This is a genomic window from Bacillus solitudinis, from assembly GCF_002797395.1.
Classification (GTDB): Bacteria; Bacillota; Bacilli; order Bacillales; family Bacillaceae_D; genus Halalkalibacter_A; species Halalkalibacter_A solitudinis.
The window spans coordinates 946,105-971,730 of record NZ_KZ454943.1 but is presented as its reverse complement, the minus strand read 5'-3'; the positions used below and the strand labels follow the sequence as shown (position 1 = coordinate 971,730).

The 25,626-nt window shown below is 39.2% G+C and carries 21 protein-coding genes, 2 tRNA genes and 1 other annotated feature; of the genes, 21 read left to right on the top strand and 2 right to left on the bottom strand.

All coding sequences use genetic code 11. The annotated features are described in order from the left end of the window. Nucleotides 1–134: 134 nt before the first annotated feature. The 5 genes from rph to CEF19_RS04840 all read left to right on the top strand — a co-directional run bounded on the left by rph (nt 135) and on the right by CEF19_RS04840 (nt 2,339). On the top strand, nt 135–884 hold the full coding sequence (gene rph, locus CEF19_RS04860) for a ribonuclease PH (protein ID WP_100405037.1): 750 nt from the start codon (nt 135–137) through the stop codon (nt 882–884). Nucleotides 885–889: 5 nt separating this feature from the next. Continuing rightward, a complete protein-coding gene (locus CEF19_RS04855) occupies nt 890–1,486 on the top strand; it encodes an XTP/dITP diphosphatase (protein ID WP_100408209.1) in 597 nt (198 codons plus the stop codon). Nucleotides 1,487–1,505: 19 nt separating this feature from the next. Then, nucleotides 1,506–2,015, top strand: coding sequence for a metallophosphoesterase family protein (locus CEF19_RS04850; protein WP_100405036.1), 510 nt, complete (start codon nt 1,506–1,508; stop codon nt 2,013–2,015). Between the two features lie 173 nt (nt 2,016–2,188). Next, nucleotides 2,189–2,259 (top strand) — tRNA-Gly (locus CEF19_RS04845). A gap of 3 nt (nt 2,260–2,262) precedes the next feature. Next, nucleotides 2,263–2,339, top strand: a tRNA-Arg gene (locus CEF19_RS04840). A gap of 82 nt (nt 2,340–2,421) precedes the next feature. Here CEF19_RS04840 and CEF19_RS04835 read toward each other — a convergent pair. After that, nucleotides 2,422–2,826, bottom strand: a complete 405-nt coding sequence (locus tag CEF19_RS04835; protein WP_100405035.1) for a hypothetical protein — start codon at nt 2,824–2,826, stop codon at nt 2,422–2,424. Nucleotides 2,827–3,228: 402 nt separating this feature from the next. Between CEF19_RS04835 and ilvD the strand changes: the two genes are divergently transcribed. From ilvD to yihA, 14 genes are all read left to right on the top strand, one after another. Then, the gene (ilvD, locus tag CEF19_RS04830; protein ID WP_100405034.1) at nt 3,229–4,896 is read left to right on the top strand and encodes a dihydroxy-acid dehydratase; all 1,668 of its coding nucleotides are present in this window, start codon (nt 3,229–3,231) and stop codon (nt 4,894–4,896) included. Between the two features lie 2 nt (nt 4,897–4,898). After that, nucleotides 4,899–5,152 (top strand) — a binding site (T-box leader). A gap of 117 nt (nt 5,153–5,269) precedes the next feature. Next, the gene (ilvB, locus tag CEF19_RS04825) at nt 5,270–6,994 is read left to right on the top strand and encodes an acetolactate synthase large subunit (RefSeq protein WP_100405033.1); all 1,725 of its coding nucleotides are present in this window, start codon (nt 5,270–5,272) and stop codon (nt 6,992–6,994) included. Continuing rightward, entirely contained in the window at nt 6,994–7,515 is a 522-nt protein-coding gene (ilvN, locus tag CEF19_RS04820; protein WP_100408208.1) for an acetolactate synthase small subunit, read from the top strand. Before ilvB ends, ilvN begins: the two co-directional genes overlap by 1 nt. Nucleotides 7,516–7,575: 60 nt before the next feature. Then, entirely contained in the window at nt 7,576–8,577 is a 1,002-nt protein-coding gene (gene ilvC, locus CEF19_RS04815; RefSeq protein WP_100405032.1) for a ketol-acid reductoisomerase, read from the top strand. A 13-nt stretch (nt 8,578–8,590) separates the two neighbouring features. After that, entirely contained in the window at nt 8,591–10,138 is a 1,548-nt protein-coding gene (locus tag CEF19_RS04810; protein ID WP_100405031.1) for a 2-isopropylmalate synthase, read from the top strand. Nucleotides 10,139–10,150: 12 nt separating this feature from the next. Further along, entirely contained in the window at nt 10,151–11,236 is a 1,086-nt protein-coding gene (gene leuB / locus CEF19_RS04805) for a 3-isopropylmalate dehydrogenase (RefSeq protein WP_100405030.1), read from the top strand. A gap of 112 nt (nt 11,237–11,348) precedes the next feature. Beyond that, nucleotides 11,349–12,761, top strand: a complete 1,413-nt coding sequence (gene leuC, locus CEF19_RS04800) for a 3-isopropylmalate dehydratase large subunit (protein WP_100405029.1) — start codon at nt 11,349–11,351, stop codon at nt 12,759–12,761. A 16-nt stretch (nt 12,762–12,777) separates the two neighbouring features. Beyond that, nucleotides 12,778–13,356: a 3-isopropylmalate dehydratase small subunit gene (gene leuD, locus CEF19_RS04795; protein WP_100405028.1), complete on the top strand. Its 579-nt coding sequence runs from the start codon at nt 12,778–12,780 to the stop codon at nt 13,354–13,356. Between the two features lie 171 nt (nt 13,357–13,527). Beyond that, nucleotides 13,528–14,556: a tetratricopeptide repeat protein gene (locus CEF19_RS04790; protein WP_100405027.1), complete on the top strand. Its 1,029-nt coding sequence runs from the start codon at nt 13,528–13,530 to the stop codon at nt 14,554–14,556. A gap of 115 nt (nt 14,557–14,671) precedes the next feature. Next, entirely contained in the window at nt 14,672–15,976 is a 1,305-nt protein-coding gene (gene tig, locus CEF19_RS04785) for a trigger factor (RefSeq protein ID WP_100405026.1), read from the top strand. Nucleotides 15,977–16,387: 411 nt separating this feature from the next. Next, nucleotides 16,388–17,665 (top strand): ATP-dependent protease ATP-binding subunit ClpX, encoded by a 1,278-nt coding sequence (gene clpX, locus CEF19_RS04780; protein WP_100405025.1) that lies wholly within the window; start codon nt 16,388–16,390, stop codon nt 17,663–17,665. Between the two features lie 242 nt (nt 17,666–17,907). Further along, nucleotides 17,908–19,575, top strand: a complete 1,668-nt coding sequence (gene lonB, locus CEF19_RS04775) for an ATP-dependent protease LonB (protein ID WP_100405024.1) — start codon at nt 17,908–17,910, stop codon at nt 19,573–19,575. 155 nt (nt 19,576–19,730) lie between these two features. Further along, entirely contained in the window at nt 19,731–22,055 is a 2,325-nt protein-coding gene (gene lon / locus CEF19_RS04770) for an endopeptidase La (RefSeq protein WP_100405023.1), read from the top strand. Continuing rightward, complete coding sequence (yihA, locus tag CEF19_RS04765) at nt 22,056–22,640, top strand: ribosome biogenesis GTP-binding protein YihA/YsxC (protein WP_100405022.1); 585 nt, start codon at nt 22,056–22,058, stop codon at nt 22,638–22,640. It abuts the gene before it with no gap. A gap of 35 nt (nt 22,641–22,675) precedes the next feature. On the opposite strand, the gene CEF19_RS04760 is transcribed toward yihA, so the two are convergent. Further along, nucleotides 22,676–23,152, bottom strand: coding sequence for a LiaI-LiaF-like domain-containing protein (locus tag CEF19_RS04760; protein WP_100405021.1), 477 nt, complete (start codon nt 23,150–23,152; stop codon nt 22,676–22,678). Between the two features lie 257 nt (nt 23,153–23,409). On the opposite strand from CEF19_RS04760, the gene hemA reads away from it, so the two are divergent. Beyond that, nucleotides 23,410–24,789 (top strand): glutamyl-tRNA reductase, encoded by a 1,380-nt coding sequence (gene hemA, locus CEF19_RS04755; RefSeq protein ID WP_100405020.1) that lies wholly within the window; start codon nt 23,410–23,412, stop codon nt 24,787–24,789. A 19-nt stretch (nt 24,790–24,808) separates the two neighbouring features. Continuing rightward, nucleotides 24,809–25,624 (top strand): cytochrome C assembly family protein, encoded by an 816-nt coding sequence (locus CEF19_RS04750; RefSeq protein ID WP_100405019.1) that lies wholly within the window; start codon nt 24,809–24,811, stop codon nt 25,622–25,624. Nucleotides 25,625–25,626 lie beyond the last annotated feature (2 nt).

Below are 25,626 nucleotides of genomic sequence, written 5' to 3'. Positions count from 1 at the left end.
AAAAGAATGGTGTAAAGGAGGAGCATATAGCTTCCTCCTTTTTAGTATCTATAATAAGTACATTGCATAAAAGTGGATAGCTACCTATAGTTTGTGTGAAGATAGAGAAAGAGTAAATTGAGGGAGGAATGGATATGAGAGTAGATGGTAGAGCTGTGGACGAGTTACGACCAGTTCAGCTTGATTTGAATTTTATTACACATCCTGAAGGGTCAGTTCTTATCTCAATGGGACAGACGAAGGTGATTTGTACAGCAAGCATTGAGGAACGAGTTCCCCCGTTTATGAGAGGCCAGGGCAAAGGGTGGATTACTGCTGAATACTCGATGCTTCCACGTGCAACAGAACAGCGCAATATTCGTGAATCATCAAAAGGAAAGGTCTCAGGTCGAACGATGGAAATTCAACGACTAATCGGACGTTCTTTACGTGCTATCCTTGATCTCGAGAAATTGGGCGAACGAACGATTTGGATTGATTGTGATGTTATTCAAGCAGATGGGGGCACGAGGACAGCTTCAGTAACTGGGGCTTTCATAGCGCTAGCTTTAGCTGTGAATCAGGCAGTTGAGAAAAAGAAAATAAAAGAATGGCCAATTCGTGATTATCTTGCGGCCGTCTCGGTCGGAGTTGACAAGGAGCATGGTGAAATCTTAGATCTTTGTTATATTGAAGATGCCGCTGCGGAAGTGGACTTAAATGTGATTATGACTAGCTCAGGAGATTTTGTTGAGTTACAAGGTACAGGTGAAGAGGCAACTTTTTCTCGAAGTCAGTTAAATGCCTTACTTGATTTAGCGGAAAAGGGTGTATTATCATTAATTAAACACCAAAAGGAAGCGCTTGGGGAGATTACAAGTAAAATGCAAGCGAAGGGTGAGTGAAAATGATTAATGAAATTATCATTGCAACTAAAAATATAGGAAAAGTTAATGAGTTCGTTCAATTATTTTCTGAATTTAATGTAAAGGTCCGTTCTTTACTTGACTATCCTGAGATTCCGGATATTATCGAGGATGGTCAAACATTTGCTGATAATGCAGTCAAAAAAGCTGAGACTATTTCACAAGTATTTGGTCAGACTGTTATTGCGGACGATTCAGGGCTCATTGTTGATGCCTTGGATGGTAGACCCGGTGTTTATTCCGCTCGATATGCGGGTGGGGAGAAGAATGACGTAGCAAATAATGAAAAAGTGTTAAAAGAGCTTATTGATATCCCGGATTCAGATCGGAATGCTCGTTTTTTTTGTGCAATTGCCGTTGCAAATCCTCTTATTAAAACAAAGGTATTTGAAGGAATATGTGAAGGATACATAACAAGAGAAGCACGTGGTGACAATGGTTTTGGGTATGATCCAATTATGTTCTTACCTGAAATCGGTAAAACGATGGCTGAATTATCTTCAGAAGAAAAAAATAAGCTAAGCCATCGATCCGCAGCTCTTCGTAAATTATTAGAAGAAAAAAATGAATGGATTGGTTAGGCTATAGGAGGAGACAGTGATGAAAGCACTTATTATGAGTGATAGTCATGGTTGGAGTGAACAAGTGATAGAGGTAGTTAAACGTCATGAAAAAGAAGTGGATGTTGTCTTTCACTGTGGGGATAGTGAGCTTGAACAACAATCCACAGCTTTAAAGAATATAATTGTTGTTAAAGGGAACTGTGATTTTGGATCGGATTTCTCAGAAGAAAGAGAGGAAACCGTTCAGGGGGTAAAGTTCTATATTGCGCATGGGCATCATTACAATGTTAAAATGAGTCTTGATTTGATTACTTATCGTGGTGAGGAAAAACAAGCAGATATTGTTTGTTTTGGTCATACACACATAGCGACAAGTTTTCAAAAAAATGGAACGGTTTATATTAATCCAGGTAGTCTACGCTTACCAATACGTCCAAAAACCCAAACGTATTGTATTTGTGGTGTAGAAGATGAAACCATTACAGTGCGTTTTTATACACGTGAAGGTGAAGAAGTGACTGAATTGAAAACTCAGTATGAAAAATAACGATTGGGATAATGCCAAAAGGAGGAACAAGGCTTTTTGGCATGACCTGATAAAAAAAATAGAATTCCCATTGACATTAAATAATTATTTTGGTATGATTATATTCGTCGCTAGGGAACGCTAACGTTACTTGAAAGAGACATGTAAGACTATGTTGGAAATTCATATAATATGCGGGTGTAGTTTAGTGGTAAAACCTCAGCCTTCCAAGCTGATGATGTGAGTTCGATTCTCATCACCCGCTTTTGTCCCAGTAGCTCAGCAGGATAGAGCAACGGCCTTCTAAGCCGTCGGTCGGGAGTTCGAATCTCTCCTGGGACGCCAAAAAAGACTTACAAGTTAAAAACATACATAAGGAAAGCGTCTCCCCGTGGAGATGCTTTTTATTGCAATCAAGCCGAGCAAATTATGCTCGGCTTTTCATTTGTTTCGTTTGCTGCTGAACCATTTGTAAGTAGGACAAATTATCACTGGTTAAGTGATTTACATCGTAAAATAAAACACGCCATTTTTCTTTTCTCAATGCTCGAGAAATTCTCTTTTGTTCATCGAGAGTTTGTTTCTCGATTAGAGCAAGACGATAAGGAATAAGAGCCACGTTTACATGGCATCCTCCAACAGAGTAATCCGGAGTTGGGTAAAGGTTTCCTGAACGTAATTGCTGATAAAGTATAAACTCTGCTTCAGTTTTACAGTCATTCCAGTTATCCTTAACCAGAACAAGAGAGGCCCGCTTCTTCGGATAAATTTGAAGAAATGGGAATCTCCCTTTAAAAGAGATAGAGCGTAAATATGTCCGAATATTTATCATCAAATCATCACCTAGTTAAAAGCTTTACCAATTTTGTATTTAATATGAGAAAAAAAGGAATAAAAATAATTTTATCTAAATGAAATGTAAAGAAAGCGCATACAATAAATGCATGTCTAAATAGTCTAATTATTTTTTCGAAAGTGGTTGACCAAATAACTGAATGAGCGTAACATATAGTTCAAACATGAAAGAAGATTTGACAATTTTCTTGCCGGATTTACTAGCTGTTATAGAAAAATTGGTTGGTAATAATCCCCCTTTTAAAGATTATATTGAAAAATGAAAGCTTTCACTTTATGATATTTAGAGAAACTATTTTTTCAAGCTCTTCATTATTATATTGATATAATTACAAAACAGAAGTTTTAGATAAAAAGTAACAAGACTGGGAGAGATTCGATGAGAAGTAATATGATTAAAAAGGGGATTGACCGTGCGCCACATCGAAGCTTACTTCGTGCGGCTGGAGTAAAAGAAGAGGATATGGACAAACCGTTCATTGGCGTTTGTAATTCATATATCGACATTATTCCAGGTCATATGCACCTGAATAAATTTGCAGAAGTAGCAAAAGAAGCTATCCGTGAAGCTGGCGGGATACCTTTTGAATTTAATACAATCGGAGTCGATGATGGTATTGCAATGGGTCATATTGGTATGCGCTATTCCTTACCAAGTCGAGAAATCATCTGTGATGCAGCTGAAACTGTTATAAATGCACACTGGTTTGATGGTGTCTTTTATATTCCGAACTGTGACAAAATCACACCAGGAATGTTGATGGCGGCTGTTCGCACGAATGTGCCTGCAGTATTTGTTTCAGGGGGCCCGATGGAAGCTGGACGTACTAAAGATGGGAAAAGTCTTTCGCTCGTTTCAGTTTTCGAAGGAGTAGGAGCTGTTGGTTCAGGGAAAATGACAAGAGAAGAGCTTTTAGAAATTGAGCAATCAGCTTGTCCAACCTGTGGATCATGTTCTGGAATGTTCACTGCAAATTCTATGAACTCATTAATGGAAATGCTTGGACTTGCATTACCCGGAAATGGTACACTTGTTGCGACATCAGAAGGACGTCATCAGCTTATTAAAGACGCTGCAAAACACCTTATGACCCTTATTGAAAAAGATATACGTCCACGTGATATAGTTACAAAAGACACAATTGATGATGCATTTGCATTAGATATGGCTATGGGTGGTTCAACTAATACTGTTTTACACACACTAGCTATTGCATATGAAGCAGAGATTGATTATGATTTAAATCGAATAAATGAAGTTGCGGAACGAGTTCCGTACTTATCTAAAATTAGTCCAGCTTCTGACTACTCGATGGATGATGTACACAAAGCCGGTGGAGTAAGTGCAATCATTAAAGAACTTTGTTCTATTGAAGGTGCTATTCATCCAGAACGTATCACGATTAGTGGTAAAACTATATATGAAACCGTCAAGGATTTTGAGATTTTAAATGATGATGTTATTCGACGTAAAGATAATCCATATAGCCCAGTAGGTGGACTTTCTGTTCTGTTTGGTAACCTTGCACCAGATGGGAGTGTTATCAAGGTTGGAGCTGTTGACCCTTCAATAAAAGTATTCGAAGGTGAAGCTATCGTCTTTGAATCACAAGAAGAAGCACAAAAAGGAATTGATGATGGTCTTGTAAAAGCAGGTCATGTTGTGGTTATTCGCTATGAAGGTCCAAAAGGTGGCCCAGGAATGCCAGAGATGCTTGCTCCTACTTCAGCAATTGCTGGTAGAGGTCTTGGTACAAAGGTAGCACTTATTACAGACGGACGTTTCTCAGGAGCATCTAGAGGAATTTCAATCGGTCATATCTCACCTGAAGCTGCAGAAGGTGGGCCTATCGCTTTTGTAGAAAATGGCGATAAGATTCGTATCGACCTTACAAATCGTTCAATTGAGTGGCTCGTTACAGAGGAAACTCATGCAGCGCGCAAGGAGAACTGGGTAGAACCTGAACCTAAAGTCAAAAAAGGATATCTTGCTCGTTATTCAAAACTCGTAACATCTGCTAATACTGGTGGGGTTATGAAAATCTAATAGATAAAACGTTGAAGAGGAAAAGTACTTATTTGAGGCATCAACAGAGAGCCGTAATTGCTGAGATACGGTGTTGCTAAGGTAGGGAAGCTCACCTCTGAGTATCAGCCTGAACGATTCATTCTATTAAGGCTGGTCGAGTGTACACAGCACTCGTTACCAAAATGTGATAAGCAAAAGCTTATCCGTAAGATCGAATGCTTTTTTGTTCGATGAATAAGGGTGGTACCGTGGAAAGAATCTTTTCACCCCTTCAGTCGCCAACGCGGCTTCCTATGGGGTGGGAAGATTTTTTTGTTTGTATTTTTGAAGACAGGTTCAAATTGTTGTGGATGGCCTATAATTAAGACGATTTTGTAAGGAGGAAAAGAGGATGAATGCAAAAGTGAGAAACAAAGAGCAGCAGACGAGTGAACCAACAAAAGAATTAACAGGTTCGGGTATGTTACTAGAGGCGCTTGCTCATGAGGGTGTCGAAGTCATTTTTGGTTATCCCGGCGGAGCAATTTTACCTACGTACGATGAAATCTACAAAATGGGTGTTCGTCACATTTTAGCTCGCCATGAACAAGGTGCTATTCACGCAGCAGAAGGTTACGCTCGAGTTTCAGGGAAACCTGGGGTATGTATCGTTACATCAGGTCCTGGTGCAACGAATGTTATTACAGGTATCGCAGATGCCATGATTGATTCGTTACCACTCGTGGTAATCACGGGTCAAGTAGCCACAACTGTCATTGGTACAGATGCATTCCAAGAGGCTGATATTCTCGGAATCACGATGCCAATTACAAAGCATAACTATCAAGTCCGTTCAGTAGAAGAACTTCCAAGAATTGTAAAAGAAGCCTTTCATATTGCGACAACTGGTAGACCAGGTCCCGTTGTTATTGATTTACCCAAAGACATTTCACTTGAAACAGGAATGTTTAGTTATGATAAAGAAGTCGACTTACCAGGATATCAACCTACAGTGGTTCCAAACAAATTACAAATTCGGAAAGTAGTCGAAGCTGTTACAGAAGCGAAAAAGCCGGTAATTTTAGCTGGGGCTGGTGTACTACACGCAAGAGCATCTGAAGAACTTGCTAAGTATGTTGAGCAACAACAAATTCCGCTTGTAAATACTCTTCTAGGCTTAGGTGGCTTCCCGGGTGAACATGAACTCCACCTCGGTATGGGTGGTATGCACGGAACGTATTCAGCAAACATGGCTTTACACGATTCTGACTTATTAATTAGTATTGGTGCTCGTTTTGATGACCGTTTAACTGGAAACCTTGCTCACTTTTCTCCATATGCCAAAGTGGTTCATATTGATATTGATCCTGCTGAAATCGGGAAAAATGTTAAAACGGAAATACCAGTCGTTGGCGATGCGAAAAAAGCATTAGAAATGTTAATTGCGGAAAATGGTCAACCAGGTGATAATGCAGCATGGAGAGCCGAACTCAAGGCGATGAAGACTGAGTATCCATTGTGGTATCAAGAGGATGGCGAGACAATTAAGCCTCAGCATCTAATCAAAATGATATATGAAGAAACAAAAGGTGAAGCCATCGTTACAACTGATGTAGGTCAGCATCAAATGTGGTCAGCTCAATTTTATAAATTTAATAAACCACACCGTTGGGTAACTTCAGGTGGACTTGGTACGATGGGCTTTGGTTTCCCAGCAGCCATCGGTGCACAGTTTGCAGAACCAGAGACACCGGTAGTTGCGGTTATTGGTGATGCAGGATTCCAAATGACGGCACAGGAATTATCAATTCTTCAAGAGTTAAATCTTCCAGTGAAAATTGTCATTGTAAACAACGCATCGCTTGGTATGGTACGTCAGTGGCAACAATTATTCCATGGAGAACGCTATTCAAACTCTTTGTTCCCGATTCAGCCAAACTTTGTTAAACTAGCTGATGCTTATGACATAAAAGGAATGAAAGTTGAAAAGCTTTCAGAGGTTCGTTCAGCATTGAAGGAAATGCTTGCACATCCTGGTCCGGTTCTTATGGACTTCCGTGTTGCAAAAGAAGAGAATGTGTATCCGATGATTGCTCCAGGTAAAGGGCATCATCAAATGGAGGGGATTAAGCCATGATGAAGCGAACAATTACCGCGCTCGTTAATAATACGGCTGGTGTTCTTAATCGAATTACAGGATTATTTGCAAGAAGACATTTTAATATTGAAAGCATTACAGTAGGTGTTACTGAAAATCCAGCTATCTCAAGGATGACATTTGTTGTCCTTGTTGATAGTATGGAAAACATCGAACAGGTAACAAAGCAATTAAATAAGCAAGTCGATGTTTTAAAAGTAAAGGATATTACCGATGAGTCCATTGTTGCAAGAGAGTTAGCTCTGATTAAAATCGTGGTGACTCCACAGCAACGTGGTGAGGTTGCTGCTCTTGTTAATACATTCCGCGCCTCCACACTTGATGTGGGGCGCGAGAGTATGACAATTCAAATAACTGGTGATCAACCAAAGGTCGAGGCGTTTATTGATTTATTACGCCCTTATGGCATTAAAGAATTGGCACGTACAGGTATAACAGCCTTTAATCGTGGTAACAAAAAGGCACTTAACGATCCATATCGTTTAAGCCTCATTAACTAAATTTTAATTTAAAAAATTAAAATAAATTTATCATTCAAAGGAAAAGGGAGAGATTTTATTATGGCAAAGGTTTATTATAACTCAGATGTAAATGAAGGAATTTTAAAAGGTAAGAAAGTTGCCGTTATCGGTTACGGTTCTCAAGGGCATGCTCATTCATTAAATATGCGTGAAAGTGGTCAAGATGTTATCATTGGTCTTCGTCCTGGTAAATCATGGGATAAAGCTGTTAAAGATGGTTTTGAAGTAGTTTCGGTTCGTGAAGCAGCTGCTCAAGCAGACCTAATCATGATTCTTCTTCCAGATGAGCTTCAACCAACTGTTTACAAAAATGAAATTGAGCCTGAATTAACAGAAGGTAAAACATTGGCATTTGCTCATGGTTTTAACATTCACTTTAATCAAATCGTTCCACCAAGTAACGTTGACGTGTTCCTTGCAGCTCCAAAAGGACCTGGTCATTTAGTACGTCGTGTGTTTGAAGAGGGTGGCGGTGTACCAGGATTAATCGCTGTATATCAAGATGCTACTGGTAATGCGAAAGATATCGCATTAGCATATGCGAAGCAAATTGGTTCTGCACGTGCAGGCGTTCTTGAAACAACATTCCAAGAAGAAACAGAAACAGATCTTTTCGGTGAGCAAGCTGTTCTTTGTGGAGGGGCTTCTGCACTTGTTAAAGCTGGTTTTGAAACACTTGTTGAAGCGGGTTACCAACCAGAAGTTGCTTATTTCGAGTGTCTTCACGAATTAAAATTAATTGTTGACCTTATGTATGAAGGTGGACTTGAAACAATGCGTTATTCAATTTCTGACACAGCACAATGGGGAGATTATGTAGCTGGTCCTCAAATCATCACTGATGATACGAAAAAAGCAATGAAAAAAGTACTTACAGATATTCAAACAGGTAAATTTGCTAAAGGCTGGATCCTTGAAAACCAAGCTAACCGTCCTGAATTCACAGCTATTACAAGAGCTGAAAGCCAACATCCTATTGAAGTGGTTGGTCGTGAGCTTCGTGAAATGATGCCGTTTGTAAAGGCTAAATCAAAAATCTAAGGAGTGGTCGGTAGTGCGAAAAATTAACGTCTTCGACACGACGTTACGCGATGGTGAACAATCTGCTGGCGTTAACCTGAACTTTGAAGAAAAAATGGAGATTGCCAAGCAACTTGAACGACTTGGCGTTGATATTATGGAGGCTGGTTTTCCAGCCTCTTCAAAAGGTGATTTTAATTCAGTGAAAGCTATTGCTGACACGATTAAAAACTGTTCTGTTACGGGATTAGCCCGATCAGTTCATAGTGATATTGACACAGCCTGGGAAGCGTTAAAAGGTAGTGCTGAGCCAAGAATTCACGTGTTTATTGCAACATCTCCTATTCATATGGAATATAAGCTTCGGATGACATCAAATGAAGTAGTCGAGGCGGCGGTTGCAGCGGTCAAACGTTCAGCTGCCAAATTTCCACAAGTTCAATGGTCCGCAGAGGATGCAAGTCGTACAGAGCTACCATTTTTAGCAAGGATTATTGAGGCAGTCATTGATGCTGGTGCAACTGTGATTAATCTACCCGATACTGTTGGATTTACAACGCCTCATGAAATTGGTAACATGTTCCGTTATGTAACGGAACATGTTCCTAATATTCATAAAGCAATTTTATCAACACATAACCATGATGATTTAGGGATGGCGGTTGCCAATTCGTTAGCAGCCATTCAAAATGGTGCAGGTCAGGTCGAGTGTACAATGAATGGAATCGGTGAGCGTGCAGGTAATGCGGCTTTAGAAGAAATCGCAGTTGCTCTTACTATCCGTAATGACTACTATAAAGCGGATACAGGGTTAACGCTTAAAGAAATTAAGAGAACAAGTTCACTCGTAAGTAAGCTTACAGGAATGGTTGTTCCGAATAATAAGGCAGTTGTTGGGTTAAACGCTTTTGCACATGAATCTGGTATTCACCAAGACGGTGTGTTAAAGAATAAAGAAACTTACGAAATCATTACTCCGGAGCTTGTAGGTGTTTCTTCAAATCGCATGGTCCTTGGTAAACATTCGGGGCGGCATGCTTTTAAAGATAAATTAGTTGAGCTTGGATTCGCTGGGAATGATGAACAACTGGAGCGGATTTTCAAGGCGTTTAAAGATTTAGCGGACAAAAAGAAGGATATCACAGAGGATGACTTATTTGCTCTTATGACAGAAGCAACGCTAGGAGATGCCGTTTCCTATTATGAACTTGAATCCCTTCAAGTTAATTATGGAACGAACAATATTCCCACAGCGACAGTCACCATGAAAATACCTTCTCAAGAAATTATTCAGGAAGCGGCAACGGGTTCAGGAAGTGTAGAAGCAATTTATAATACACTTGAACGAATTGTTGATGCTCCAATTGTATTAGAAGATTATCGTATTCAATCAATTAGTGCGGGTCGTGACGCTTTAGCAGAAGTATTTGTCAAAGTGAAATATGATGGAATTGAATCCACAGGTCGTGGGACAGCACATGATGTTTTAGAAGCTTCAGCAAAAGCGTATATAAACGCAGTAAACAGAACGATTAATCGCAAGAAATACAACATTGAACGTACAAAGCACGTCAACATTTAGGGGGAGTGGAAAATGAAAAAGAACATAGCAGTTCTCCCTGGTGATGGGATTGGCCCAGAAGTTGTAAGCGCAGGGATTCGAGTTCTTAATGAAATTGGTCGAATATTTAATCATGAGTTTACATACACCTACGGCAAAATAGGTGGCGTAGCGATTGATGAAGAAAACACACCATTACCTGAAGCGACCGTTGAAATCTGTAAGCAGAGCGATGCGATTCTCTTAGGTGCAGTTGGGGGACCGAAGTGGGATACACTTCCGGGGCATCTACGTCCTGAAAAAGGATTACTCGGTATTCGTAAAGCTCTTCAACTTTTTGCAAATTTACGACCAGTTACAGTGTATGAAAGCTTATCAGAAGCTTCTACATTAAAGGAAGAAGTTATCAAAGGTGTAGATTTATTAATTGTGCGCGAATTAACAGGCGGCATATATTTTGGTGAACCTCGCGAAAGACGCCAGCAAAATGGTGAAGAGGTTGTTGTTGATACGTTAACTTATACTCGTTCTGAGATTGAGCGTATTGTTCGAAAAGGATTTGAACTTGCTGCGGTCCGTCGGGGAAAAGTGACGTCAGTAGATAAAGCAAATGTTCTTGAATCTAGTCGAGTTTGGCGTGAAGTTGCTATTGAAATAGCTAAGGATTTCCCGCAGGTTGAACTTGAGCATATGCTCGTCGATAATGCAGCTATGCAACTTATTCGTAACCCCCGTCAATTTGATGTAATGGTTACGGAAAATATGTTTGGCGACATTTTAAGTGATGAAGCTTCAATGCTAACAGGTTCACTTGGAATGCTTCCTTCATCGAGTTTAAGTGATGGTGGTCCTGGGTTATATGAGCCAATTCATGGATCAGCCCCTGATATTGCCGGAAAAGGTCTTGCAAACCCATTGGCAACAATTGCTTCCATTGGGATGATGTTAAAGTATGAGTTTTCTTTAGAAAAAGAAGCAGATGCCGTACAACAGGCACTTGATACAGTTTTAAGTGAAGGTTACCGAACAGCTGACTTAGCTCGTGAAGGAGAAAAGTCTCTGTCAACGGATGAAATGACTGATAAATTACTTGAGGTACTTGCAAAAGTAACGGTGTAATGTTGAGGAGCAATGGAGAAAATCCATTGCTCTCTCTTTAAAAATCGGCCTCTATAAAAGGGAAATTACCGAATTGTAGAAAAATAGATAAATAAAATGGGAGGGAAATTGGATGACACCTAAAACGATTATAGAAAAAATTTGGGATGCTCATGAAGTGTTAGCGGAAGAAGGGAAACCAAGTCTTCTTTATATCGATCTTCATTTGGTTCATGAAGTGACGTCTCCACAAGCATTTGAAGGATTAAGACTTGCTGATAGGAAAGTTCGTCGACCAGATTTAACGTTTGCAACGATGGATCATAATGTGCCGACAGTTAATCGTTATGATATTACGGATGCTATTGCTCGTAAACAAATGGATACTCTTTCTGAGAACTGTAAAGAGTTTGGCATTGATATTGCTGATTTGAAAAACCCTGAAAATGGAATTGTCCATGTTATTGGACCTGAGCTTGGATTAACTCAGCCTGGAAAAACAATTGTTTGTGGAGACAGTCACACATCCACACATGGTGCATTTGGTGCGTTAGCTTTTGGAATTGGTACGAGTGAGGTTGAGCATGTATTAGCGACTCAAACAATCTGGCAATCCAAACCAAAAACGTTGGAAGTGCGAGTAACTGGGAAGCTTGCAGAAGGTATTGCAGCGAAAGATGTGATTCTAAGTATTATTGCTAAATTTGGCGTTGATGTAGGAAATGGTTCGGTCATTGAATTTACTGGGGAAGCGATTCGTGGCTTAACAATGGAAGAACGTATGACGATTTGTAATATGTCAATTGAAGCTGGGGCTAAAGCAGGATTAATTAGTCCAGATCAAGTGACATTTGACTATTTAGAAGGTCGCCAATATGTAGCAAAAGGTGAAGAATTCTCTAAAAAAGTAGCTGAGTGGAACGCACTAGCAACAGACGCGGATGCAAGTTACGACAGAAGTGTAACGATCGACGCTTCTGAAATTGAACCAATGGTTACGTGGGGAACAAATCCTTCACAAGGCGTTGGGATTTCAAAAGTTGTTCCTTCTCCTGAAGACGCGATAACTGATGCAGATAAGCGTGGTATTGAGCAAGCTTTAGAGTATATGGATTTAAAGTCAGGTACAAAAATCTCTGACATTCAAATTCAACATGTGTTTATCGGGTCATGTACGAACTCTCGTTTAAGTGATATTCGTTCTGCTGCTAATATTGTTAAAGGACGTAAAGTAGCTAGTCATGTTCGCGCAATGATTGTACCTGGTTCCCAAAAAGTAAAAAAACGAGCTGAAGAAGAAGGTTTAGACCAAATCTTTAAGAATGCTGGGTTTGAATGGCGTGAGTCAGGGTGTAGCATGTGTTTAAGTATGAACCCAGACGTCGTACCTGAAGGTGAACGTTGTGCATCGACTTCAAATCGCAACTTTGAAGGAAGACAAGGTAAAGGTGCACGTACTCATCTTGTTAGCCCAGAAATGGCAGCTGCGGCAGCAATTATGGGGCATTTTGTAGACTGGCGTACACTAGAAGAAGTAAAGAACTAGAGGGGGGAGTACAAAAATGGAACCACTTGTTATTCATGAAGGAAAAGCAGCAACAATGAATCGTGTGAATGTTGACACAGACCAAATCATTCCAAAACAATTTTTAAAGAGAGTCGAACGAACTGGGTTTGGGAAATTTTTATTTTTTGATTGGCGCTTCCAAGCCGACGGTTCTGAAAATCCTAATTTCGAATTAAATAAACCACATACCAAAGGTGCGTCTATTTTAGTAGCTGGTCATAACTTCGGTTGTGGATCATCTCGTGAGCATGCACCGTGGGCTTTGCATGATTATGGTTTTCGCGTAGTTATTGCTCCGAACTTTGCTGATATTTTCTTTAATAACTGTGTTAAGAACGGGATGCTACCCGTTCGTCTTAAAGAAGAAGAGGTATACACGCTACTTGAAAAAGGTGCAGACAAAGCTTTGGACCTCACAGTTAATTTAAAAGAACAAACGATTGTAGGAGAAGGTTTTTCTGCAACATTTGAGATTGACCAATATTGGAAAGAAATGCTTTTAAATGGTTGGGATGAAATCGGATTAACACTCCGTTATGCAGATGACATTAAAGCCTTTGAAGAAGCTCGTTAAGAAAAAAGGAATTCGGCCAATACCGAATTCCTTTTTTACTACTATAATTGAAAGCGTTATCAAGAGGATTGATTGAATTGTTATAGGTAAGCTGATACACTAGGAGGAATCCTTAGGTGTTTATAGAACAATAAAAGGAAAGGATAAGGTCAAAAAGAGTGGAGTATGCCAATGAGTGACAAACATAAAAGGAAAAAGGATTCAAATATCGTCTTGTATCCGGGGCTGGTCAAGCGTCTTATTGAAAAGGGAATGGATGCTTTAAAGAAAAAGGAAGCAAGAACGGCTTATGATTATTTCGTTTCAGCAGAGCAACATGAACCAGATAACCCACAAGTACGTTTTGGAATTGTGCTAAGTCTAGTTGAACTTGGGAGGCTAGAAGAAGCTGTAAAGCTTACAAGCTCGTTACTAAAAGAAGGCATCGGGGATTATTACGACAATTTACAAGTTCATATCTCTCTTCTTGTGCAGTTAGGCTATTATCAAGAAGTTGTTGACATATTGGATGCTGTCCTTGCTGAAAATCGCATTCCCTCTCAATTTGCTGAGTCTTTTTATCAACTACTTCATTTTAGTAGACAGATGATTGATGATAATGAGTTAATTGAAACGATCGAAAGTCAAGGAGATGACTTTACTCATGGATCGGCTCAATTGTTGGAAAATAATTCTCTACAAAAACAATGGCAAGGTATTCAAGAACTTAAAACAAGCACACACCCAGTTGCCATTGAGTCTTTAATTACATACATAGAAAACGTTAATCATGATTTATTTTTAAGAAGTATGGCACTGCAAGTATTACATAAGCACAATATCGAACGACCAGTTACGGTTGAGAAGTTAGGTCAAAAAGACATATTCGTCCCTGCCGCCCTAGAGGAATTGTATGAAATGCAATTTGGTCAGAGTGTTGTCAATATGCTTGAACAACAGCTCGAACATGAGAACCCAATTTTGTTAGAGATGGCCAAACAATTATGTTGGGCCCACCTCTATATTGTATACCCGTTCCTTCCGATCCCAAGTGAAGTTCCTTTATGGGGAGCGGTCTTTCATCTTGTTGCTTCTGAACGGTTAGGGCTAGAAGAAACGGAAGAAGATATTGCTACTATCTACGGCTGTTCTCTTAAGCTCTTAATGGAAAAGGGAAATGAAGTTATTGAACTTGAGAGCAAGGTTTTTAGAGGGATTTAGATAGATAAGAAACTCAGAAAAAGGCGTTTGGATAACTAGGATTTGAAAAGAACAGGCATTATGTTATAATAGAATGGTTGTAAATGAAGAAGTGTATAGTTGGAGGGAAAGCGTAATGACTGCAAAGTGGGAAAAGTTAGAAGGTAACGAAGGCGTATTGACAATTGATGTCGCTTCTGAAAAGGTAGATGCTGCACTAGATGCTGCTTTTAAAAAAGTTGTTAAGAAAGTAAATGTTCCAGGATTCCGTAAAGGTAAAGTTCCTCGTTCATTATTTGAAAAGCAATATGGAGTAGAATCTTTGTATCAAGATGCACTTGATATTCTTCTTCCAGAAGCATATGCTAGCGCAGTGGATGAGGCTGGTATCGAGCCAGTTGACCGTCCTGAGATTGATGTTGAAAAAATGGAAAAAGGAAGTAACCTTGTATTTACGGCAAAGGTTGTCGTGAAACCAGAAGTAACTTTGGGAGAATACAAGGGCTTAGAAGTAGTAGAAAAGGATACAAATGTTACAGATGAAGATGTAGATGCTGAGTTAAAAACATTACAAGAGCGTCAAGCTGAACTTGTTGTTATTGAAGATGGAGCGGTTGAAACAGGTGATACAGCAGTTCTTGATTTCGAAGGATTCGTTGATGGCGAAGCATTCGAAGGAGGAAAAGCTGAAAATTATTCACTAGAAATCGGTTCAAACCAGTTTATCCCTGGATTTGAAGAACAATTAGTTGGCTTAAAAGCAGGAGAAGAAAAAGACGTAGAAGTAAGTTTTCCTGAGGAGTATCACGCTCCAGATTTAGCAGGAAAGCCAGCTACGTTTAAAGTTAAGCTTCACGATATTAAACGTAAAGAGCTTCCAGCACTTGACGATGAATTTGCAAAGGATGCAAATGAAAATGTACAAACATTGGATGAACTGAAAAAAGAACTTAAAGATAAGCTTCAAAAGGATAGAGAGCATGAGGCTGAACACGAAGTTCGTGATACATTAGTTGAAAAGGCTGCTGAAAACGCAACAATCGACCTTCCACAATCAATGATTACTACGGAAGTAGATCGCATGTTACAAGAATTTGAGCAACGCTTACAAACTCAAGGCATGAACCTAGAGATGTATTACCAATTCTCAGGTCAAGATGCTGATGGAATGCGTGAACAGTTCAAAGTGGACGGTGAAAAACGAGTTCGTATTAACTTAACGTTAGAAGCTATTGCCGAAGCGGAAGATATTCAAGTTTCTGATGAAGAAGTTGAAAAAGAACTTGAAAAAATGGCTGAAATGTATCAACGATCTGTTGAAGAGTTGAAGTCAATCTTTGCTGCACAAGGCGGACTTGATGGTATTAAAGGTGATTTGAAAATTCAAAAAGCCGTTGAGTTTTTAGTTGAAAACAGCTCAAAAGTAGCTGCAAAAGCGTAAATGTTTATTAAACAAGGTGCGAATTTTTCGTACCTTGTTTTTTGAACACCCTCAAAAAAGCTCGTTTGAAATTTCATTCGAATGGTATGTTGAGGGTATTTATTGAACAAGCTGAAGAGAAGTAGTAAAAGAATCATAAGAGTTACTTTCATTGTATAAAATAGACTATTACTTCAAAGAGGCCGGCTTTCTAGGGTAAGAAAAAAGGGTTTTTAATTAACTATCTTGAATGTATAGTTAGAGAAATCTTGCTTCCAATTATTGCAGTACATAAGGTAAAGGTTATGATTATGTTTTGGAGTTAAACTTGTGTTACAATATCTAAACATACGATTCGATTGTTACATAACAAGCTGTTCAATAGGCAGGGAGCAGATTGAAATGGTACAATACTTTTGAGGGGTGATTTGCATGTTTAAATTTAATGATGAAAAAGGACAACTCAAATGTTCTTTTTGTGGAAAGACTCAGGACCAAGTCCGCAAGTTAGTTGCAGGACCTGGTGTATATATATGTGATGAATGTATTGAGCTTTGTACGGAGATTGTGGAAGAAGAATTAGGTACAGAGGAAGAGGTAGAGTTTCAAGAAGTTCCTAAACCGCAAGAAATTCGAGAAATCCTTAATGATTACGTAATTGGCCAGGACCGCGCGAAGAAGTCACTTTCGGTTGCTGTTTATAATCACTACAAGAGAATTAATTCTTTAAACCGGTCAGAAGATGTAGAACTTTCAAAGAGTAACATCTGTATGATTGGACCAACTGGTAGCGGTAAGACACTTCTTGCTCAAACATTAGCACGTATTTTAAACGTTCCATTTGCAATTGCTGATGCAACTTCACTTACAGAAGCTGGTTATGTTGGGGAAGATGTTGAAAATATTCTTTTGAAATTAATACAAGCTGCTGACTACGATGTAGAAAAAGCAGAAAAAGGGATTATCTATATTGATGAAATTGATAAGGTTGCTCGTAAATCAGAGAACCCTTCAATTACAAGAGACGTATCTGGGGAAGGTGTGCAGCAAGCCCTTCTAAAGATTCTTGAAGGGACAACGGCAAGTGTGCCTCCTCAAGGTGGACGTAAGCATCCTCATCAGGAATTCATTCAAATCGATACAACAAATGTTCTATTTATTTGTGGAGGGGCTTTTGATGGAATTGAACAAATTATTAAGCGAAGACTAGGTAAAAAGGTCATTGGATTTGGATCTGAAGTAGCTGATAAAGAAGAGTTAAAGCCAGGGGAATATCTTGGTAAGGTTCTTCCAGAAGACTTGCTTCGTTTTGGTTTAATTCCAGAGTTTATTGGACGTTTGCCAGTTATTTCGAGCTTAGAGCCGCTTGATGCTGATACGTTAGTTGAAATATTAACCAAACCAAAAAACGCTCTTGTAAAGCAATACCAGAAGTTACTAGAGCTTGATGATGTAGAGCTTGAATTTACAGATGAAGCGCTTGTAGAAATTGCGAAAAAGGCGATAGAACGTAAAACAGGTGCACGTGGGCTACGTTCTATTATTGAAGGATTAATGCTTGAAGTGATGTTTGACTTACCTTCACGTGAAGATGTTGTTAAATGTATCATTCACGAGAAATGTGTAACAGAGGATGAAATGCCGACTTTAAAAACAAAGGATGGTACAGAAATCTCTTTATCGAAGAAAGAACCGAAGGAAAGTGCGTAATTAATTAAACGACACCCCTCAACAGTGAGGGGTGTTTTATCGTTTGAAGGTACCTATTCCATATCTTAGCCAATTCTATGTGGATGAGCAGTGTGCGAAACCAAAGTCCAAATTTGAGTAACGTAATTGAACACGCTTTCTCTGACGAATTTCATGTTTTTCTCTGTATTTCTTTGGTTAGTGTTGGGCTTCCCGGTCATACTAAGAAAAACAAAAGACTATTCTATTCGGGGGGCTACTACATGAATTGGACAGGCATTGCTTTAATTGTTCAGTTATTCTTCGGTATTGTTATCGGGGTCTATTTTTGGAATTTATTAAAGAATCAACGAAACCAAAAGGTAACGATCGACCGGGAATCAAAAAAAGAAATGGAACATCTTCATAAGATGAATGCAATCTCACTCAGTAAACCGTTATCTGAAAAGGTACGTCCCATTAGCTTTAAAGATATTGTTGGTCAAAAGGAAGGAATTCGAACGTTACGTGCTGCATTATGTGGACCCAATCCTCAGCATGTTATAGTTTATGGACCACCGGGTGTGGGGAAAACTGCGGCTGCTAGACTTGTGTTACAAGAAGCGAAGAAAAATTTGAAATCTCCCTTCTCAAAAGATGCAGTATTTATTGAGCTCGATGGTACTACAGCCCGCTTTGATGAAAGAGGAATAGCTGACCCGCTAATTGGTTCAGTTCATGATCCAATCTATCAAGGGGCAGGTGCAATGGGACAAGCAGGGATTCCCCAACCAAAACCAGGGGCCGTGACAAAAGCACATGGTGGTATTCTGTTCATTGATGAAATCGGGGAACTCCATTCCATTCAACAAAACAAACTTCTAAAAGTATTAGAAGACCGGAAAGTTTTTCTCGAAAGTGCTTACTATAGTGAAGAAAATCAACAGATTCCTCGTCATATTCATGAGATTTTTCAAAAAGGTCTTCCTGCAGACTTCAGACTAATTGGTGCGACAACGCGAAATCCAGAGGAGATTCCTCCTGCTATCCGGTCACGTTGCTTAGAAGTATACTTCCACGCTTTAAAACCAGAAGAAGTCATTCAAATTGCACAAAAGGCAACGGAAAAATTAAAATTCACGGCTGAAGACGGTGCAATTGAACGTATTGCCAAGTATGCAACAAATGGACGTGAAGCGGTAAATCTCGTCCAAATCTCTGCAGGTATTGCTACCGCTGAACAACGAGAAGTGATTACGTTAAGTGACATTGAGTGGGTCCTTCACTCCAGTCAGCTCTCCCCACGTCCTGAACGAAAAATCCATGAGGAATCAACAATTGGTTTAGTAAATGGTTTAGCGGTGTATGGACCTAATATGGGGGCTGTATTGGAAATTGAAGTTAATGTAATAGAAAACCGTGGAAAAGGAACAATTAATATTACGGGGATTGCAGAAGAAGAAAGTACAGGTAACCAGATGCGGTCGATTCGCAGAAAGAGTATGGCGAAGGGTTCAGTAGAGAATGTTGTAACTGTGTTACGTCGTATGGGAATTCCCACGTTTGATTATGATATCCATGTTAATTTTCCTGGTGGTACGCCTGTCGATGGTCCTTCCGCAGGTACGGCGATTGCAACAGGTATTTTTTCGGCGATTCAAAAGAAAAAAGTTAAAAATACTGTGGCTATGACAGGAGAGATTGGAATTCATGGAACTGTAAAACCTATCGGTGGTGTCGTAGCTAAAGTAGAGGCAGCTAAGCTCGCGGGGGTTAAACAGGTTATCATTCCTAAGGACAATGAACAGGCTATTCTACAAGAAATTAAAGACATTGAGGTTATTGGCGTAAGACATCTAGATGAAGTTCTCGAAATTGCTATTGAAGGAACCCTAAGCAAAGAAGTCATTCCTGCAAGTTCAAACATGGATTCGACAGTAAGCCCTGTTTAACATTAGACAAAGAAATGGGGATAAGATAAAATTGAGAAAGGTCAAATATCATATTGACAAAGTACTATTTTATTCGATGTTTCATTCGAACTGAAATATAATCAATTGAAATAGGGGATTGAAATTGGAATTAGGAAGTTTGGAGGTGTTTGCGGATGGTCGATATAAATGAAAAGCGACATATTCCGCTACTGCCATTACGTGGACTTTTAGTGTTTCCAACTATGCTGCTTCATTTGGATGTAGGAAGAACGAAGTCTGTATTGGCATTAGAGCAAGCGATGAATGAAGGACAAGAAATTCTTCTTTCAACGCAAAAGGAAATCTCAATCGATGACCCGAAAGAGGAAGAAATTTATCAAATAGGTACACTTGCAAAGGTTAAGCAATTATTAAAGCTCCCAAATGGAACCGTTCGAATTCATGTAGAAGGGTTGCACCGAGCAAAAATAGATAGCTTTGTTAAAAATGAAGACTATCTTAAAGTCGAGATTTCAGTTTTGGAGGAGAAAGACGGATATCAAACAGCTGAAATTAAAGCGATAATTCGAAACCTCCTTAAAATGTTCGAGCAGTACTCGAAAATCTCGAAGAAAATATCTCCAGAAACGCTTGCAACGGTTGCTGATATTACGGAACCTGGACGCCTAGCAGATGTAATTGCGTCTAATTTACCTTTAAAGCTAGCGGAGAAACAAGAGCTTCTTGAGATGAACTCAGTTCATGATCGGTTGATTAAATTGATTGAAACGCTAAACAACGAGCAAGAAGTATTAGGACTAGAGAAGAAGATTGGTCAACGCGTAAAAAAATCAATGGAAAAAACGCAGAAGGAATATTATTTGCGTGAACAAATGAAAGCCATTCAAAAAGAACTCGGTGATAAAGAAGGACGAACAGGTGAAGTTTCGACGCTTCGTGAAAAGATTGAGGAAGCGAATATGCCAGATTTTGTTCGTGAGAAAGCTTTAAAGGAATTGGATCGTTACGAAAAAATGCCTGCAAATTCAGCAGAAAGCTCGGTTCTTCGTAATTACTTGGATTGGCTCGTTCAGCTACCTTGGACTAACGAAACGGAGGATCATCTTGATGTTAATCGTGCAGAAACGATTTTGAACGAAGATCACTATGGTTTAGATAAAGTAAAGGAAAGAGTTCTAGAATATTTAGCTGTGCAACAGCTAACAAGGGAGCTGAAAGGACCGATACTTTGTTTAGCAGGACCTCCAGGAGTGGGGAAAACGTCACTTGCTAGGTCAATTGCTCGCTCCCTTAATCGAAACTTTGTCCGGATTTCTTTGGGTGGGGTTAGAGATGAGGCTGAGATTCGTGGTCACCGGCGTACATACGTAGGAGCGATGCCTGGACGAATCATACAAGGAATGAAGAAAGCCGGATCAATCAATCCTGTGTTTTTACTTGATGAAATTGATAAAATGGCAAATGATTTCCGAGGTGATCCTTCAGCAGCCCTTCTCGAGGTCCTTGACCCAGAACAAAACAATACGTTCAGTGATCATTACATCGAAGAACCTTATGATCTTTCGAAAGTTATGTTTGTTACCACAGCAAATAATATCGGGATGATACCTGGACCTTTGCTTGATCGAATGGAAATCATTTCAATTGCGGGTTATACAGAGCTTGAAAAACTGCATATTGCTAAAGATTACTTGTTACCAAAGCAAGTGAAAGAGCATGGCTTAACAAAAAGCATGCTACAAGTAAAAGATGAAGCTATTTTAAAAGTCATCCGCTATTATACGCGTGAGGCAGGTGTCCGCAACTTAGAACGTCAAATGGCAACAATCTGTCGTAAAGCGGCAAGAATTATTGTTTCTGGTGACAAGAAAAAGGTGATATTAACAGATAAAACAGTGGAAGAAATGTTAGGGAAGCCTCGTTTTCGCTATGGTCTTGCAGAAATTGAAGATCAAGTAGGGGCTGCAACTGGTCTTGCTTATACGTCGGCAGGAGGAGATACACTTTCTATTGAGGTTTCTATCGCACCAGGAAAAGGGAAGTTAACGCTTACGGGTAAATTAGGGGATGTAATGAAGGAATCTGCACAAGCAGCCTTTAGTTATATCCGCTCAAGGTCAAAAGAACTCGATATTAATCCACGTTTTCATGAAGAGAATGATATCCATATTCACGTTCCTGAAGGAGCAACACCGAAAGATGGGCCTTCAGCCGGTATTACAATGGCAACAGCTCTTGTGTCTGCTTTAACTGGTCGAAAAGTTAAAAAAGAAGTTGGGATGACTGGAGAAATCACACTTCGGGGACGAGTGTTGCCAATAGGTGGATTAAAAGAGAAATCAATGAGCGCGCATCGTGCCGGTCTAAAAACCATTATCATTCCAGAAGATAATGAAAAGGATTTAGAGGATATACCAGAAAGTGTTCGAAATGAACTTACTTTCATCCTCGTATCACATTTAGATGAGGTATTGAAGCACGCATTGGGAGAGAAGTAAATGAAAGTAACAAAAGCAGAGCTTGCCCATGTCGCAGTAAAGCCTGAACAATATCCAAAAACGCAACTACCTGAGGTCGCTTTAGCGGGCCGTTCGAATGTTGGGAAGTCTTCATTTATCAATAAGATGATTAACAGAAAAAGCTTAGCGAGAACATCGCAGCGTCCTGGAAAGACACAAACCTTAAATTTTTATGAAATCAACGACCATATCCATTTTGTTGATGTTCCTGGTTATGGTTTTGCAAAAGTGTCGAAGTCAGAGCGTGAAGCTTGGGGAAAAATGATTGAAACCTTCATTCAAACGCGTGAACAGCTGAAAGCCGTTATTCAAATTATCGATGTTCGTCACAAACCTTCTGAGGATGATAAGCTAATGTATAACTGGATAAAACATTTTGATATTCCAGTTATCATCATTGCAACGAAATGCGATAAGGTTCCTAAAGGAAAATGGCAAAAACATTTAAGTATCATTGAAAAAGAATTGGAAAAACATGGAGAGGACCCAATTGTGTTATTCTCTTCAGAAACAGGGTATGGAAAAGAAAACGCTTGGAAAACCATTCTTAATATGATTTCTTAAAAAGCAGAGCAGAACTCCTATATAGGAGTTCTGCTCTATTTGTGTTTATAGAGAAATAAAAGGCCAAGAGCGATAAGGATTAACGGCCAAAGATTTCCGAAAACTGAAAATAACTTCTGGAGGTAATGAAAGGGACTAAAGGATGTAAACATTAATAGTGAAACGGCACTAAAGAGAATGCCTAGCAGTAGGCCATCTTTTTTTGTTTTTCCATATACACAAAGAAAGGATAATCCTAAAATAAGTGTGAAAATCGCCCAATGATTAGGCCAACCATTAACGAGGGATAATCCATGAAAATGAATAGCAAGTCCAGTTAACAGCCAGCCAGGTATGATAAATTGATAGTCTCGAGATAGGTACGCTTGAAATAAAAAGCACAAGCCGATAACCAATAACAAGGAAGGCCAACTCATAATCTGAGCAGAAAAAGGAAACGTATACGATTGAAGATAAAAATACATACCTATACAAATAAGCATCATTCCAGGGTAAATTGCTTGATTTTTCATAAAAATTCTCCTGACATTTCATACAGTTTCTTATGATTGGTTATCCTAGAAAGGAAGCAAATAACTTGCCTTACAGGATACTGAAGGTTTACCATCATAATAGCATATGCGTCATAAGCTGTTCACAATTTTTTTTTGAGACATTTAAAAGACATGTTATAATGGTTTTATGTATTTAGACACTATGGTTGTAAAAGCACGTATAATTGTGCTTAATAGATAATGGATAGAGTAATGAGAGTGGGGTGAGCGTCAGGATGCATATTATCGTTTTAAGTTTAAACTATAAGTCAGCCCCTGTTGAGATAAGAGAGAGATTTTCGTTTCAGGAAGCTGAGCTTCCCGTCGCGCTAAAGCAATTACGAAATCAGAAGAGTATTTTGGAGTGTACGATTATTTCTACTTGTAATCGTACAGAAATCTATGTAGTAGCCGATCAATTGCATACTGGACGTCACTATACAAAGGCTTTTTTAGCTGAATGGTTCGGTTTACCAAAGGATGACTTTACTCTATATCTTGATGTAAGAGAAGACCACCATGCGATAGAACATCTGTTTAATGTCGCCTGTGGTCTTGACTCCATGATTCTTGGAGAAACTCAAATTCTTGGTCAAGTTCGTGATAGCTTTTTACTAGCTCAACAAGAGCAGGCGACAGGTACGATTTTTAATCAACTATTTAAGCAGGCAGTAACTCTTGCAAAACGTGGACATTCCGAGACAGAAATTGGCCAAAATGCTGTTTCTGTTAGCTATGCTGCCGTTGAATTAGGTAAAAAGATTTTTGGGGATTTTGCTGGCAAGCATATTCTTATATTAGGTGCCGGGAAAATGAGTGAATTAACAGCAAAGCATTTGCATGCAAATGGGGCGACTCATATTACGGTTATTAACCGGACGGAAGCAAAAGCCGCAGAATTAGCAGCCCGCTTTCTAGGCAATGCTCTTCCATTTGAGCAGCTACAAAAAACCTTAGTAGAAGCCGATATTTTAATCAGTTCTACGGGCGCGCGGGATTTCGTTGTCACTAAGGATATGATGTCATTAATTATAAAGAAGCGTAAAGGGCGTCCATTATTTATGGTCGATATCGCCGTTCCACGTGACTTAGATCCAGCTTTAGCACAATTTGATAATGTATATTTATATGACATTGATGATTTACAAAATATTGTTGAAGCCAATTTAGTAGAACGGAAGCGTGAGGCTGAGAAAATTGAGATTATGATTGAAGCTGAAATTGATGAATTCAAATCCTGGTTGAATATGCTTGGTGTTGTTCCGATTATTTCTGCGCTACGTACTAAGGCCTTAGCGGTACAAGCAGAAACCATGGAAAGCCTTGAACGGAAGCTACCTCACTTATCAGAACGTGATAAAAAGGTACTAAACAAGCATACAAAGAGCATTGTGAATCAACTGCTACGCGACCCGGTGACACGAGTGAAGGAAATGGCTGGTGAATCTGGTGCGGAGGAAGCTCTTGAGTTATTTACGAAGATTTTTGCCCTTGAGAATGAACTAGTAGTAGATGAACGCTTACAGAAAATCAAGCAGATTGAACAGCAGTGGGATAAGCAGAAACAAGAAATCCCTAATGTTCAGAGGCAACTAGATGCTGTTGCTCGCTCCTGATGAGAGGAGTTGAACGAACATGAATTGGATTTATCCAGTTACAATTATCCTATATAGTTTAAGTGTATTTGGATATTTTATTGATTTCTTACAGCACAACCGGAAGGTCAATATAATGGCTTTCTGGTTGCTTTCTATTGTCTGGGTGTTGCAAACAGTCTTTTTTGTTATTCGAGCATTTGAATTAAATCGTTTGCCTCTTATTACCCCATTTGAAGGGCTCTTTTTTTATGCATGGGTTGTTGTCACGCTTTCTTTACTCATAAACTGGTTCTTCCGGGTTGATTTTCTCGTTTTATTTACGAATGTAGTAGGATTCTCGATGATGGCTTTTAGCTTATTTACTCCTGATGGCGATATTCCAAATTCCTTGAAAGTACTACTCGCATCGGAGTTACTTATTATTCATATTTCGATTATCCTTCTATCGTACGCAGCGTTTACGCTTTCCTTTGCTTTTTCAATTATGTATGTCATCCAATCAAAAATGTTAAAGCAAAAGGTCTGGGGGAAACGCTTATTACGCTTTATCTCACTATCAAAGCTTGATAGCTACGCGTTTTTTACTACAACGGTAGGATTTCCGTTATTACTTATTGGCATTATTTTAGGGTTTGTTTGGGCATCAAATCAACTAGGAATGTTACCATGGTTTGATACAAAAGTTATTAGCTCACTGATTACACTGCTTGTTTACGCGGTATACTTATATCAACGGGTTGTGAAGTTAGTTCGAGGCTATAATATTGCCCTCTTAAATATTGCAGCGTTTCTTCTTGTATTGATTAACTATTTTCTATCAAGTAATTATTCAACTTTTCATTTATGGTATTAATT